Here is a 13,993-nt window from a genome sequence, read left to right as displayed (position 1 = left end):
TTCTTCGTCTAGGTAGGTCCGTTCAATGCCCGTCCGCCCGCGGCGGAGAGGAACGGCTTTTGCGTATCGCGGAGGGCGCCTTGCTGCGCACTTTTTTGAATACCCGGCCGAAATACGTCATGTTCGAGAAGCCGACGAGGCCGGCGATTTCGGTTACGGGATAGTCGGTGTCCAGCAGCAGCCGTTCCGCCTCCTGGACGCGCAGCACGTGCATATATTCGATCAGCGTTTTGCCGGTGACGCTTTTGAATATTTTGCAGAAGTGGTTGGGGCTCAGGTTCACCAGGCGCGCCGCTTCGCCGACGCTGATCGTCTCCTGGTAGCGCTCCCTCAGCGTCAGAAGCAGGCTCGTAAAATCGTACGGCTTCTGCGCGCGCGCCGGGGCCGGGGCCGCGTTCTGCTCGGCGTAGCGGAAATACAAGCCGAAGATGCGCAGCAGCTCGGCCTTCACGAGCAGCTCGTAGCCGGCCTGCTTGCCCGTGAATTCCACGAGCAGGCGCGAGAAGGCGGCGTTCATCTCTTCGATGAACGGGGCGTCGGTCCGCATCCAGCTGGGCCACTTGACCCGGCGGTTCAGGTACGGGACGAAGTAGTGCGGTTCCGTAATGTCGAGCCCGCTGCCGCGCACGAGCGCTTCGTTGAACACGATGCAGATCAGCTCCGTTTCCGGCGCGAGCTTGACCGCGCTGTGCAGCTGCTTCGCGTTGACGAAGGCGAGCTCGCCCTGGCCGAGCTGCTCGAAGGCGCCGTCCACCTGAATGCGCGCCTGTCCGTCCCGGACGTAGATCCATTCGAGGTGATCGTGCCAATGCGTCCGGATCTCCCCGGTCACGACGAAGACGTTGATGGGGAACGTGCGGTCGGGAATGAACGTGTTTTCTTTCAGCGGGCTGACGGTCATGGGCGCCTCCTTCTCGCGCTTGCGCACGATATTACGGCCTAAAGGATTCATTCCGCGGATGATACCGGTTTACTGTCAACGGATAAACGTAAGATTGTACGAATATAACACAAATTCGTGGCTAGTCTCAACGAAAATCTTTCAGTACGATTAGGTCAGTTTCCATAAAGCGCTGAAAGGTGATGACATCGTTCTCATGAAATCCATCCGCATCGGTACGCTGGTCGGCGGCGGCAACGCCGACAAGATCATCCCTCAATTGATTCCCCACGGCTTCGAGTCGTTCGCGCTCACGTTCTGGCAATCCACCCGCGGCGCGGATCTGTACGAGCTCGCGAAGCGCGTCCGCGAAGCCGTCGAAGGGCGCGACATCGTCATCTCGGCGATCGGCGTCTTCGGCAATCCGCTGACGGGCGCCGGCGACAATGCCGACACGCTGGCCAGCTGGGAGCGGCTCATCGACGCCGCGGAAGCGTTCGGCACGAATCTCGTGAACGGCTTCACCGGCCGCATGCCGGGGAGCATCGACCAATCGCTGCCGCGCTTCGCGGAGGTGTTCGGCGAGCTCGCCAAGCGGGCGGAAGCGCGCGGCGTGCGCCTCGCGTTCGAGAATTGCGACATGGGCGGCACGTGGGGAAGCGGCGAATGGAACATCGCGCATAACCCGACGGCCTGGGAGCTGATGTTCAACGCGGTGCCGAGCGACAGCATCGGCCTGCAGTGGGAGCCCTGCCACCAGATGGTCAGTCTCATCGATCCGATCCCTCAGCTGCGCAAATGGGTGAGTACCGGGAAGATTTTCAACGTGCACGGCAAGGACGCGACGATCGCGTGGGACGTCGTTCGCGAGCACGGCATTCACGGGCCGCGCGAGTTCGTCTGGCACCGGACGCCGGGCTTCGGCGATTCCAACTGGACGGACATCATCTCGATCCTGCGCCAGGGCGGCTATGCCGGCAGCATCGACATCGAAGGCTGGCACGATCCTGTCTATAAGGGCGAGCTCGAGATGACGGGCCAGGTGCATGCCTTGAACTACCTGAAGCGCTGCCGCGGCGGCGACTTCGTGCCGAATCCGGCGGAATAAGCCGGGACGGAACCGGGTGTTTGATCGAAAGAAATTCCAACTCGAATGGCTTTCCTTTTCTTTACTTTACCCAAAAGGAGCATAAACCGATATGACGCATAAAATCGTCGTCGCCGGCTGCGGCGGCATGGCCAACACCTGGGTGGATTACGCCCTTCAGCGGGACAACGCCGAGATCGTCGGCTTGGTCGATATTTACGAGGAAAGCGCGAAAGCGATGGCCGCCAAGAAAGGGCTGAACGTGCCGACGTTCGCGAATTTGAGCGACGCGCTGTCGGCAACGGGCGCCACGCTCGTCTTCGACGTCACGATTCCGGCAAGCCACAAGCAAATCGCGATAACGGCCATGCAAGCCGGCTGCAACGTGTTCGGCGAGAAGCCGATGGCGGAATCGTACGCGGACGCGCAGGAGATCGTCGCCGTCAGCCAAGCGACGGGCAAACGGTACTCCGTCATGCAGAACCGCCGCTATTTGAAGCAGATCCGCTCCTTCCGCGACATGGTCGCCTCCGGGGCGATCGGCACGCCGGGCTCGATTCACGCCGATTTCTTCCTCGGCGCGCATTTCGGCGGCTTCCGCGACGTCATGGATAATCCGCTCATCATCGACATGGCGATCCATACGTTCGACCAGGCGCGCTTCATTACGGGCACGGATCCCGTCTCCGTCTACTGCCACGAGTTCAACCCGCCGGGATCGTGGTACAAGGGCAACGCCTCCGCGATCTGCATCTACGAGATGAGCGACGGCTCGGTCTTCTCGTACCGCGGATCGTGGTGCGCGGACGGCCTCAACACGTCGTGGGAATCCGATTGGCGCGTCACCGGCAGCAAAGGCGGCGCCCGCTGGGACGGCGCGTCGATGCCGTACGGCGAGGTCGTCGATCCGGAGAAGGCGGAAGGCTTCATCCGCGAACTGGCGCGCATCGAAGGCGCGGAGTCGTGGAACGGGCGCGAAGGCCACTGGGGCTGCCTCGACGAGATGTTCGCGGCGCTCGAGGAAGGGCGGCCGGCCGAGACCGACTGCCTCGACAACATCAAGAGCGTGGCCATGGTGTTCGGCGCCGTCGAGAGCGCGCGCACCGGGCAGAAGATTATGCTGTAGCGCCGCCGCAAGAGCCCGTCCCGGGGGACGGGTTCTTTTTTTGTCCGCGGTTGGCTTCGAGATGGTCCGAGCGCTTCCGACCCTCATCTTCCGAACGTCATCCTCCGAACCTCGCCCTTCGAACCCCGCCCTCCGAACGCGTTCCTCCGACTCTTCTTCAGAACCTCTTCAGAAAATCTTCAGCATTTCCGCGAGGGGGACTACAGATTTGCGGGCTAAGATGAGGACAGTCCGGAAGCGCCGCGCGCGGTTCCGGGAAATTCGAAGCCAAAGGTGGAATCCTGTCCATGAATCACGCGACCCGATCTTCCGCGTCCGGCGCCTCCCGGCGCCGTTTGAAGGCGTGGCTGCCCTTGCTGTGGATGCTGCTCCTTCCGTTCCTCAATCTCTTCTACGTGCTGCTCAATCGTCCCGGCGGGCAGGTGCATCGCCTCGAGACGGCGTTCGACCGGGCGCTGCCCGTCGTTCCCGCGTTCTCGGTGCCGTACCTGCTTTGGTACCCGTTCGTCGCGCTGACGCTGGTCGGCCTCTTCCTGAAAGATCGCCGCGCGTATTATCGGACGCTGGGCGCGCTGTGCCTTGGCCTCGTCATCTGCTACCTGGTCTACGCCTGCTTCCAGACGACGGTCGACCGGCCGGCGGTCGACGGAGACGGATTGTTCCAATCGCTCATGCGCGCCGTGTACGCGAACGACGCGCCGTTCAACTGCTTTCCGAGCATTCACGTCCTGACGAGTTATCTGATGCTTCGCGCGGCTTCGTCCTACCGTCTCCCGCTTCGCGTCGGCATCCGGATCATGGCCGTCCTGATCATGTGCTCCACCTTGTTCATGAAGCAGCACGTGATCGCGGACGTCGCCGCCGGCATCGCGACCGCCGAGCTGGCCTACTTCGCCTGCGGACGGATCCAGAGCCGCTTGACGGCGCGCCGGGGAACCGCCCGCGAAGGCGCGCATACGCCGGACGCGGCGGCGCCGGGACGCAGATCCCGCAAGCGCCAAGCGGGCTGAATTGTTGTATACTACTTCCAACGCCGCATAGAACGGGAGAGGAACCATGAACCAACGAACCGTATTGGTCGTCGACGACGATCCGGATATTCGCCATATCGTGCGGATCTACTTGCGCAACGAAGGCTATCGCGTGCTCGAAGCGGAGAACGGCCGAGCGGCGCTGGACGCGCTGAAGGAGGAGGGGGACGCGATCCGGCTCGTCATCCTCGACGTGATGATGCCCGGCATGGACGGCATGGCCGTCTGCCTCGCCGTGCGCGAACGATCGGACGTGCCGATCATCATGCTGTCGGCCAAGAGCGAGGATCTGGACAAAATCACCGGCCTGACGACCGGCGCCGACGACTACGTGACGAAGCCGTTCAATCCGCTGGAGCTGCTGGCGAGAGTCAAAGCCCAGCTGAGGCGAATGGACGCGCTCGGCGCGAAGCGGCAGGAATCGTCAATCATCGCGATCGGGGAGCTCACGATCGAGCCGGACCGGCACCGGGTCACGGCGAACGGCGGCGAGGTCGCGCTCACGCCGCTGGAATTCGCGATTCTGAAGCTGCTCGCCGCCAACCGCGGCCAGGTGTTCAGCGCCGACCGGATCTACCGGACCGTCTGGAAGGAGCAGGTCGGCTACTCCGACAACACCGTCATGGTGCATATCCGGAACCTCCGGGAGAAGCTGGAGGCCAATCCGCGCGAGCCGGTCTACATCAAGACGGTATGGGGAGTGGGATACAAAATTGAGTAGGAAGCCCTGGTTGACCATCCGCACGCAGCTGATCGCCACGATCGTCGCCAGCCTCGTCGCCAGCATCCTGGTCGTCGCCGCGTTCAACATGTTCACGCGCTCGGCGTTCAAGATTTCTTTCACCAGCTACGAAGCCGGCAAAAACCGGATCGAAGCCCGTTTGACGTATTTGGCCGACGAGCTGCCCGGGCGCGTCAACCGGTATTCGCTGCAGGCCGCCGTGGACGAAGCGAGCGACGGGGGGCAGGTGGACGTCTACGTGGCGGACGAATCCGGCAACGTGCTGTTCCGCTCCGCGGGCGCGGACAAGACGCAGCTGAACATTATCGGCTACTTCGCGTCCCGTCCCGACGAGACCGGGGATTACGAAGGCAAGCCGTACGCGCGGATCGAGGCCGGCGCCTGGGAGGGGAAGCCGGTGTACCTCGTCGCCGAAGGCCGCTTGAAAGGCGAGCTCGCCTACATGATCCGGGACCAGCCGGCCAAGAACGTCATGTTGTTCCTGCTCATCTTCATCGTCTGCTTCTATTGGTTCGCCTCTCGCAAGACGAAGAAGATCCAGCTCATCGACCGCCAGCTGGCCGAGATCGCCAAGGGCAACCTGGACGTCCGCTTGAGCACGCGGGACCGGGACGAGCTCGGCGTCGTCTCCAAGAACATCAACGCGATGGCGGAGAATCTGCAGCGCCAGCTGGCGAAGGAGCGCAAGCTCGAGCGGTCCAAAATGGCGCTCATCACGGGCGTGTCCCACGATCTGCGCACGCCGCTTACGAGCGTCGTCGGCTACCTCGATTTGCTGCAGAAGCGCGCGTACGCGGACGACGAGGAGCGCGACCGGTTCGTCCGCAACGCGTACAGCAAGACGCTGCAGCTGAAGAAGCTGATCGACGACCTGTTCGACTACACGCGGCTCACCTCCGGCGACCCGCAGCTGCGGCTGCAGCCGCTCGACCTGGCGGAGCTGCTCCGCCAACTGATCGCGGAGTACGAGCCGATCGCGCAGGAGCGCGGCCTCGCCGTCAAGCCGGAGCTCGCCGCGGACGCCCTGCCGCTGCGGGCGGACAGCGAGAAGCTCGTCCGGGCGGTCGATAATTTGCTGATGAACGCGATGAAATTCTCCGACGTTCCGGGCGACATCGTCGTCCGGGCGGGGGCGGGCGGCGAAGGCACGCTGTACGTCGAGATCGAGAATCGCGGCCGGCCGGTGTCGCCGGAGCAGGAGGAGCAGCTGTTCGACCGGTTCTACAAGGCCGACGCCGCCCGGGCGCAGGCAAGCGACGGGTCGGGTCTCGGGCTGTCGATCGCGAAGGAGATCGTCGAGCGTCACGGGGGCTCGTTGAACCTGAAGCACCGGGACGGGCTGTACGCGTTCCGGATCGAGCTGCCGGCCGAGCCGGCGAACGGCGGCGAACGGCGGTAGACGCCCGTCTCCGGCAGCCGGACGACGGGCTACCGGATCGAATATTGGAACGGCTCGGCGTGGGAGACGGCGCATACGGGCTCGAGCATCGGCGCCTCGTATGTGCCGAAGACGATCGCGTTCCCGGCGGTGACGGGCGGCAAGACGCGGATCCATTTCACGTCCGGCACGAGCTACGCGCCGATTATTTACGAGTTCGAGATTTACGACCAGTAGCGAGCGGAGAACAGTCGGAGAGCAAGCCCGCATCGTGATTCGGAACATGCAAAAGCCCCTTGGCGAGCGAGCCAAGGGGGCTTTTGTCATGCGATCCGGCGCCGCGAAATCGGCGGTTTGCTCAGGTCGGATAATGAATCAGCGTGTAATAGACGATTTTCGCCTCGGTCGCGTTTTCGTACGAATGGGGCTGATCGGCGTTGAAGTGCAGCGCGTCGCCCGCTTGCAGCTCGTAGACATCGTCCCGGACGGTCAGCCGCAGCGTTCCCCGCACCATCAGAATATACTCCTCGACGCCCTCGTAGTGGGCTTCCGAAGCGTGCATGCAGCCCGGCTCCAGCTCGACGGTGTAAATCTCGAATTTCTTGCCCTGCTCGAACGGGATGAGCGGATAGGAGCGGTAATTGCCGTCTTCCTCGGAGAACGGCTCGAGCTCCGCGAACCGGATGTAGCTGACGCTTGCCTTGGTCTCCTCGATGAGGGACGTGAAGGAGATGTGCAGCCCGTTGACGATTTTCCAGATGATCGAGATCGTCGGGTTGGAGTCGCCGCGCTCGATCTGGCCGAGCATCGCCTTGCTGACGCCGGTCAAATCGGCGACCTGGTCGAGGCTTAGCCCTCTCGCTTTGCGGATGGCTTGAAGGTTTTTGCCGATTTTCTTATGGATTTGTTCCTGCTCCATGGGGCCTCCTCGCGATGGTTGCTGTTCCTCATTATAACGAAAATCGCGGCGGCGGACAGCCCGTTAGAAAAAAATGGTGTACATCATCGCATACGTCTGTATAATATAACATATACAAGATAGCGCACAAATGGATTATATCTTACACGCGGGTGGGATGAAGCTTGGCGGCGACGATGATGGGATTGGTGAAGGAGACGCGGGCGGCGGGCGCGGTTCTGCGGGAGGTGCCCGTTCCGGTCTGCGGGCCGGACGAGGTGCTGGTTCGGGTGAAAGCGTCTTCGATTTGCGGAACGGACGTGCATATCTACAAGTGGGACGCCTGGGCGGAAAGCGCCGTCGTGACGCCGAACGTGTTCGGGCATGAATTCGCCGGCATCGTGGAGCGGGTCGGCCGCGACGTGAAGGACGTCCGCGTCGGCGATCATGTGTCGGCGGAAGGGCATATCGTCTGCGGACGCTGCAAGGCGTGCCGGACCGGCAACGCGCACGTCTGCCCGAACACGGTCAGCTTCGGCATCTCGGCTCCCGGCTGCTTCGCGGATTACGCGCTTGTGAAGGCGTCCAACGTCATCCCGAATCCCCCGGATATGCCGTTCGAGCTCGCCTGCCTGCAGGATCCGCTCGGCAACGCGGTGCAGACGGTGCTGTCCGGCGATATCGTCGGCAAGTCCGTCGCGATCGTCGGCATGGGGCCGATCGGGCTGATGGCCGTCGCCGTCGCGAAAGCGTGCGGAGCCGGCGCCGTCATCGCGATCGACGTCAATCCGTACCGGCTCGAGCTGGCGAAGCGGATGGGCGCGGAAATCGTCGTCAACAACCGGGATACTTCGTTGGTCGAAGCGATCATGGCGCATACCGGCGGCGAGGGAGCCGAGGTCGTGCTCGAAATGTCCGGCCATCCCGACGCGATCCGGGCGGGCTTCGAAGCCGCCGCGCCGGCGGCGCGGGTGTCGCTGCTGGGCATTCCGTCGCGCGAGGTGTCGCTCGATTTGTCCCGCCATATCATCTTCAAAGGACTGCGCGTCGAAGGCATTACGGGGCGCCGCATGTACCAAACGTGGTACCAGCTGAAAGGGCTGCTCGACCGGAAGCGCATCGACTTAAGCCCGCTCATCACCCACCGCTTCGCCTTGCGGGATTACGAGGAAGCGTTCGGGCTGATGATGTCGGGGCAATGCGGCAAGATCGTATTTACGCAGGATGCGGCTGCATCCGAGCTGACCGATAAGGAGCGTGCCGACCGTGGCGAAGTGGGAAACGGCGTTAGGTGAAGAATTGCGGCAGTTGAAGCGGGAAGGGCGCTATCGTCCGCTGAACGTGTGGACCGGGGGATCGGGCACGCGGATGGAGCTGAACGGCCGCTCGCTGCTTCAGATGTCCTCGAACAATTATCTCGGCCTGACGGATCATCCGGCGCTGATTCGGGCGGCCGTCGAAGCGACGGAGCGGTACGGCGCCGGCAGCGGCTCGGTGCGGACGATTACCGGCACGCTCGACATCCACGACCGGCTGGAGCGCGAGCTGGCGCGGTTCAAAGGGACGGAGGCGGCGCTCGTCTTCCAGTCCGGCTTCACGACGAACCAAGGCGTTCTGTCCTCCATCCTCGGGCCGGACGACGTCGTTATCAGCGACGAGCTGAACCATGCCAGCATCATCGACGGCATCCGGCTGACGAAGGCGCATCGCAAGATTTACGCCCATAAGGACATGGCGCAGCTGGAAACGGCGCTCAAGGAGAGCGCGGGCTGCGCCAAACGGGTCGTCGTGACGGACGGCGTGTTCAGCATGGACGGGGATATCGCGCCGCTGCCGGCCATCGTGGAGCTGGCGGAACGGTACGACGCGTTCGTGTATGTCGACGATGCCCACGCGAGCGGGGTGCTGGGCAAGAACGGCAAAGGCACGACGGACCACTTCGGCCTGCAAGGCCGCGTCCACATTCAAGTGGGCACGCTGTCCAAGGCGGTCGGCGTCGTCGGCGGCTACGTGGCGTGCGACCAGCTGCTCAAGGATTACTTGATCCACAAGGCGCGCCCGTTTCTGTTCAGCACGTCGCAGACGCCGGCCGTCGCGGCTTCGTGCCTGGCGGCGATCGAGGTGCTCGGGCAGAGCGGGGAACTGATCGCGAAGCTGTGGGAGAACGCGGCGTATTTCCGCTCGCGGGTGCAGGCGCTCGGCTTCGATACCGGCGCGAGCGAGACGCCGATCGTGCCGGTCATCGTGGGCAGCCCGGCGGAGACGATGCGCTTCTCCGATCTGCTGCTGGCGGAAGGCGTGTTCGCGCAGGGCATCGTCTATCCGACCGTCGCGGCGGACAAGGGCCGCGTCCGGTTCATCGTGACCGCCCGGCATACGCGCGAGGAGCTGGATTATACGGTCGAAGCGCTGCGCAAGTGCCGGGACGCCGTCTAGCTTGAACGCCGTCCGATCCTGAACGCACATGCGCTGCGGGTCTCAACGAAAAGGCCGGATTCCCTCGACGGGAATCCGGCCTTCGGTCTGTCCGTTAATTGACGTTCGGCACGTCCACGATCGGATCGACGTCCGCTTCGTAGTCGACGCCATCGGTTTCGAAGCCGAACAGCTGGAAAAATTCCTTGCGGTAGCCTTCCAGATCCGTCAATTGCGCGATGCTGTCGGTGGTGACTTCCTCCCACAGCCGCGCGACCTCGTCCTGGACGTCCGGACGCATCTCCCAATCGTCGATGCGGATGCGGCCTTCCTCGTCGACGGGCACGTCGCCGCCGGCGTAGAGGCGCTCCGCGAACAGGCGGTACGTCTGCTCGATGCAGCCCTCGTGAATGCCTTTCTCCTTCATCACCTTATAGAGCGCGGAGATGTACAGCGGCACGACGGGAATCGCGGAGCTGGACTGCGTGACCAGCGCCTTGCTGACCGTGACGAACGCGCGGCCGCCGGTCTCGCCGAGCTGCCCGTTCAAGCGCTTCGCCGTCGCCTCGAGGTGGTCTTTCGCCTGGCCGATCGTGCCTTCGCGGTAGATCGGCTGCGTGATGCGCGAGCCGATGTACGAGTAGGAGATCGTCGTCGCGTTATCGGCGAGGACGCCGCCGGCGCGCAGCGCGTCGATCCACAGCTGCCAGTCGTCGCCGCCCATGACGGCGACCGTCTCCTTCACGTCCTGCTCGCTGCCCGGCTCGAGGGTGACCATGCTGACTTCGCCGGTGTGGAAGTTGACCGTCTTGTTCGTGTACGCGCCGCCGAGCGGCTTCAAGACGGAGTTGTACGTCTCGCCCGTCTCGGGATCCGTCCGGCGCGCCGACGCGACGCTGTAGACGACGAGATCGACTTGGCCGAGCTCGCGCCGGATCACTTCGACGGCCTTCGCTTTCGTCTCGGCCGAGAAGGCGTCGCCCGTCACGCTGAACGATTTCAGGCCGGCCGCCAGGGCGGCGCGCTCGAACGCGGCGGAGTTGTACCAGCCCGCGGACGCGGTACGGCCGGGTTTGCCTTCGCTCGGCCGGTACACGCCGACCGTGTTCGCGTTCGCGCCGAACGCGGCCGCGATGCGGGCCGCGAGCCCGTAGCCGGCGGACGCGCCGATGACGAGCACGTTGCGCGGGCCTTGGACGGCCGGGCGCGCCTGTATGTAGTCGATTTGCTCCTGCACCTGCGCGGCGCAGCCGATCGGGTGCGCGGTCGTGCAGATGAAGCCGCGCGTTCTTGGTTTAATGATCATGGCGATTCGTTCCATTCCTCTCATTGGGGGAATCGGGGACCAGCCCCATTCGTTTCAATGTTACGATAGTACCCCGAATGAACGCAAACCGCAACCTGAACGCGCAAAAAGCCCGCGAAATCGCGGGCTTGCGAACGTAGCGGCGGCCGGCGCGGTCCCGGCCGGCGCGCGCAGCTTGCGGAATGGTCAAGCGTTAAGCATCACGGGCGTTCCAGGTGAAAGATCTCGCCGAGCTTGGCGTAGCCCGTGCCGGCCAGCCGGCTGACGGGCCGCAGCGCGGCAGGGTCGATATGGCCGGCGTCGTACACGTCGTCGCGGAAGTGGTAGCGGACGATCCGGCCGATCAAGAGATCGCAGGCCGGCGATTCCTCCGTACCGCCGAGCGGCACGATGCGCTCGAGCACGCATTCCAGCCGCGCCGCGGCTTCCGCGATGCCCGGCACGCGGACCGCCTCGCTCGGCACCGCCGTCAAGCCGGCGGCCTCGAGCTCGCTCTCCTCGGGACCGAGCGTCGCGGCGGTCCGGTTCATCGCTCCGACGTTCCGCTCGTCGGGGATGTGCACGACGAACTCGCCGAGCGCCGCCGCGTTGCGGGACGTGTCCTTCCTCGCGCCGTCGCGGCGGCCGACGGAGACCGAGACGAGCGGCGGATTCGCCGTCACGATATTGAAGTAGCTGAACGGCGCGGCGTTGACAGTGCCGGACGGCGTCAGCGTCGTCACCCACGCGATCGGGCGCGGGATGATGCTCCCGATCATTAGCTTGTAATTGTCCCGCTCGCTCAAGGCGGCCGGATCGATGGTCACCATAAGTCGCAGCCTCCCTCCGGGGTTAGGATGGAAAAGCCGCTGCGAACCATGCGGCGGCTTGCCGCGCTTCGGTTCCTGACAGCCGGTGCCCGTTGTTCTCCCAATGCACCGTCACGTCGGCGCCCGCGCCCCGCAGCAGCCCCGTCAGCTCCTCCGTTTCGGAGGCGGAACAGATCGGGTCGTTCGTCCCGGCGCCGACGAAGACCGGCACGCCGGCCAGATCCGGCAGCGCCATGCCGCGCAGCGGCACCATCGGGTGATGGAGCACCGCGCCCTTCAAGGCGTCGGCGTAATGGAAGAGCAGGCTGCCCGCGATGTTGGCGCCGTTGGAGTAGCCGACCGCGACGATGCCGTCGCGGCGGAAGCCGTATTTCGCGGCCGCTTCGTCGAAGAAGTCGGCGAGCTCCTTCGTGCGGAAGCGCAGGTCTTCCTCGTCGAACACGCCTTCGGCGAGCCGGCGGAAGAAGCGGGGCATGCCGTTCTCCGAGACGTTCCCCCGCACGCTCAGCACGGACGAGGAAGGGGAGAGCTGCTCCGCGAGCGGAAGCAGGTCATGCTCCGTGCCGCCCGTCCCGTGCAGCAGCAGCAGCACGGGCGCGTTCGGATCGGTGCCGGGTTGGTAGAGATGTCTCATCGTTCGTTCGCCTCCAATTCGCGGACTTGGATCGGGAACAGGTTCTGCTCGATGAGGCCGCGTTTCGGCTCGTACCACGATGGGAGCATCAGCTTCTCGCCGAGCGTCTCGTACGGCTCGTCGCGCTGGAAGCCGGGCGCGTCGGTCGCGATTTCGAACAGGATGCCGCCGGCTTCGCGGTAATAGATCGCGTTGAAGTATTGGCGGTCGATGATGTCCGTCGCGTGGAAGCCGTTCGCGATGACGTGGTCGCGCCATTTCGCATGGTCTTCGTAGCTTGCCGCGCGCCAAGCGATATGATGCACGGTGCCGGCGCCGGGATCGCCCCAAGGCATCGGATCGGCGTTGATGTCGATGACGTTGCCGATATCGCCGCCCGCCCGGTAGCGGACGAGGCCGTTTTCTTCCGCGACCTTCGTCAGTCCCATCACGTTCTCGAGCGTATCCCGCGTACGGTCCGGACGGACGCTGTACAGAATCGCGCCGCCGAAGCCTTTGATCGCTTTATCGAGCGGGATGCCGTCGAACGTCCATTTGCTCGGCGCGCCTTCTTCGCGTTCGACGAGCTCCAGCTGCAGGCCGTCGCGGTCTTTGAACTGCAGGTACGTTTCCCCGAAGCGCGACGTCCGCTCGAAGGCGACGCCGAACCGGGTCAGGCGCTCCGCCCAGAACGGCAGCGCTCCCGCCGGTACGGCGAAGGTCGTATAGCCGACCTGGCCGCCCCCGACTTTACCGAGGCGCGCGCCTTCCGAAGGGAAGAACGTCATGATCGTGCCCGGTCCGCCGATCTCGTTGCCGAAATACAGATGGTAGACGTCCGGCGCATCGAAGTTAATCGTTTTTTTCACGAGACGCAGGCCGAGAAGGCCGGCGTAAAAATCGACGTTGTCCTGCGGATGGCGAACGAAAGACGTAATGTGGTGAATACCGGCTGTTTGATAAGTCATGTGAAATCCCTCCTGGATTGGTGTGGCCCGGCCGTGCCGGGGAAATTTTACCGCGGGAACGTCTGCTCTGGCAACCGTGCGGTCAGGCGCTGCTTAACCGATCGAGTACGAGCCGGCGCCGACAAGGGCAACGCCGATGACGACGACAAGGACGACGAGCGGATATTCATAGCCGTTGGCGGTGGACCAGATGCCGTTCTTGCCGTGCACCTTCGCGATCGCGCCGAGCATGGTGAGCGCGATCAGCACCGCGCCGACGGTCGTCAGCAGGCCGGCGCCGAACAGCAGGCCGCCAACCAGTTCCATCAGGCCGGAGACGACCGCCATCGCGACGCCCGGCTTGATGCCGACGGATTCCATCCAGCCGCCGGTGCCCTTCGGCCCGTAGCCGCCGAACCAGCCGAACAGCTTCTGCGCCCCGTGTCCGACGAACAGCAGCCCGATTACGATGCGAATCAACAACAATCCCAAATCCATCATGAGTATCATTCTCCTTTAATTATGGTTTTAATTTAATAATCTTTAATTTAAGATATTGGAGCTAAAAAGAAAGCGACAGGACGACAATCATTCATGACTGCAGCGAGTATAATCGAGATCGCCGGGCGACTTCGTACCGCATGCGATCGGGCCGTGTTCTACATGACACCGCACCTCCAATTGGAATTCGATGAAGACATCTTGAAATCGATAATCTTAAATTTAAGATAATCATAACCGGCGTTCGGCCGTTTGTCAAC

General features: G+C 63.6%; 14 protein-coding genes. 7 read left to right on the top strand and 7 right to left on the bottom strand.

Annotated elements, in window-relative coordinates; all coding sequences use genetic code 11:
- Positions 1-22: 22 nt before the first annotated feature.
- Positions 23-901 carry a helix-turn-helix domain-containing protein gene (locus tag I8J29_RS08805; protein ID WP_208847252.1) on the bottom strand — a complete coding sequence of 293 codons (879 nt, stop codon included), beginning with the start codon at positions 899-901 and terminating at the stop codon, positions 23-25.
- 196 nt (positions 902-1,097) lie between these two features.
- Here I8J29_RS08805 and I8J29_RS08800 point away from each other — a divergent pair, with 196 nt between their 5' ends.
- From I8J29_RS08800 to I8J29_RS08780, 5 genes are all read left to right on the top strand, one after another.
- The gene (locus I8J29_RS08800) at positions 1,098-1,988 is read left to right on the top strand and encodes a sugar phosphate isomerase/epimerase family protein (RefSeq protein WP_208847251.1); all 891 of its coding nucleotides are present in this window, start codon (positions 1,098-1,100) and stop codon (positions 1,986-1,988) included.
- A gap of 91 nt (positions 1,989-2,079) precedes the next feature.
- Positions 2,080-3,093, top strand: coding sequence for a Gfo/Idh/MocA family protein (locus tag I8J29_RS08795; RefSeq protein ID WP_208847250.1), 1,014 nt, complete (start codon positions 2,080-2,082; stop codon positions 3,091-3,093).
- Positions 3,094-3,380: 287 nt separating this feature from the next.
- Complete coding sequence (locus I8J29_RS08790; protein ID WP_208847249.1) at positions 3,381-4,103, top strand: phosphatase PAP2 family protein; 723 nt, start codon at positions 3,381-3,383, stop codon at positions 4,101-4,103.
- A 46-nt stretch (positions 4,104-4,149) separates the two neighbouring features.
- Positions 4,150-4,845: a response regulator transcription factor gene (locus I8J29_RS08785; RefSeq protein WP_208847248.1), complete on the top strand. Its 696-nt coding sequence runs from the start codon at positions 4,150-4,152 to the stop codon at positions 4,843-4,845.
- A gap of 10 nt (positions 4,846-4,855) precedes the next feature.
- Positions 4,856-6,265, top strand: a complete 1,410-nt coding sequence (locus tag I8J29_RS08780; RefSeq protein WP_208847247.1) for a HAMP domain-containing sensor histidine kinase — start codon at positions 4,856-4,858, stop codon at positions 6,263-6,265.
- A gap of 337 nt (positions 6,266-6,602) precedes the next feature.
- Here I8J29_RS08780 and I8J29_RS08775 read toward each other — a convergent pair whose 3' ends face one another.
- A complete protein-coding gene (locus I8J29_RS08775; protein WP_208847246.1) occupies positions 6,603-7,163 on the bottom strand; it encodes a helix-turn-helix domain-containing protein in 561 nt (186 codons plus the stop codon).
- A gap of 164 nt (positions 7,164-7,327) precedes the next feature.
- Here I8J29_RS08775 and tdh point away from each other — a divergent pair, with 164 nt between their 5' ends.
- The gene (tdh, locus tag I8J29_RS08770) at positions 7,328-8,437 is read left to right on the top strand and encodes an L-threonine 3-dehydrogenase (RefSeq protein WP_208847245.1); all 1,110 of its coding nucleotides are present in this window, start codon (positions 7,328-7,330) and stop codon (positions 8,435-8,437) included.
- A complete protein-coding gene (locus I8J29_RS08765) occupies positions 8,409-9,578 on the top strand; it encodes a glycine C-acetyltransferase (protein ID WP_208847244.1) in 1,170 nt (389 codons plus the stop codon). Before tdh ends, I8J29_RS08765 begins: the two co-directional genes overlap by 29 nt.
- A gap of 94 nt (positions 9,579-9,672) precedes the next feature.
- Here I8J29_RS08765 and fabV read toward each other — a convergent pair whose 3' ends face one another.
- The 5 genes from fabV to I8J29_RS08740 all read right to left on the bottom strand — a co-directional run bounded on the left by fabV (position 9,673) and on the right by I8J29_RS08740 (position 13,733).
- Positions 9,673-10,863, bottom strand: a complete 1,191-nt coding sequence (gene fabV, locus I8J29_RS08760) for an enoyl-ACP reductase FabV (RefSeq protein WP_208847243.1) — start codon at positions 10,861-10,863, stop codon at positions 9,673-9,675.
- A gap of 200 nt (positions 10,864-11,063) precedes the next feature.
- Complete coding sequence (locus I8J29_RS08755) at positions 11,064-11,672, bottom strand: flavin reductase family protein (RefSeq protein ID WP_208847242.1); 609 nt, start codon at positions 11,670-11,672, stop codon at positions 11,064-11,066.
- A gap of 22 nt (positions 11,673-11,694) precedes the next feature.
- Positions 11,695-12,306 (bottom strand): alpha/beta hydrolase, encoded by a 612-nt coding sequence (locus tag I8J29_RS08750; RefSeq protein ID WP_208847241.1) that lies wholly within the window; start codon positions 12,304-12,306, stop codon positions 11,695-11,697.
- On the bottom strand, positions 12,303-13,253 hold the full coding sequence (locus I8J29_RS08745; RefSeq protein ID WP_208847240.1) for a ring-cleaving dioxygenase: 951 nt from the start codon (positions 13,251-13,253) through the stop codon (positions 12,303-12,305). The genes I8J29_RS08750 and I8J29_RS08745 overlap by 4 nt, the downstream gene beginning before the upstream one ends.
- A 93-nt stretch (positions 13,254-13,346) precedes the next feature.
- Entirely contained in the window at positions 13,347-13,733 is a 387-nt protein-coding gene (locus tag I8J29_RS08740) for a DoxX family protein (protein WP_208847239.1), read from the bottom strand.
- Positions 13,734-13,993: the final 260 nt, after the last annotated feature.

It is taken from the genome of Paenibacillus artemisiicola (genome assembly GCF_017652985.1).
GTDB lineage: Bacteria > Bacillota > Bacilli > Paenibacillales > Paenibacillaceae > Paenibacillus_Z > Paenibacillus_Z artemisiicola.
This window is presented reverse-complemented; position numbering and strand designations above follow the sequence as displayed.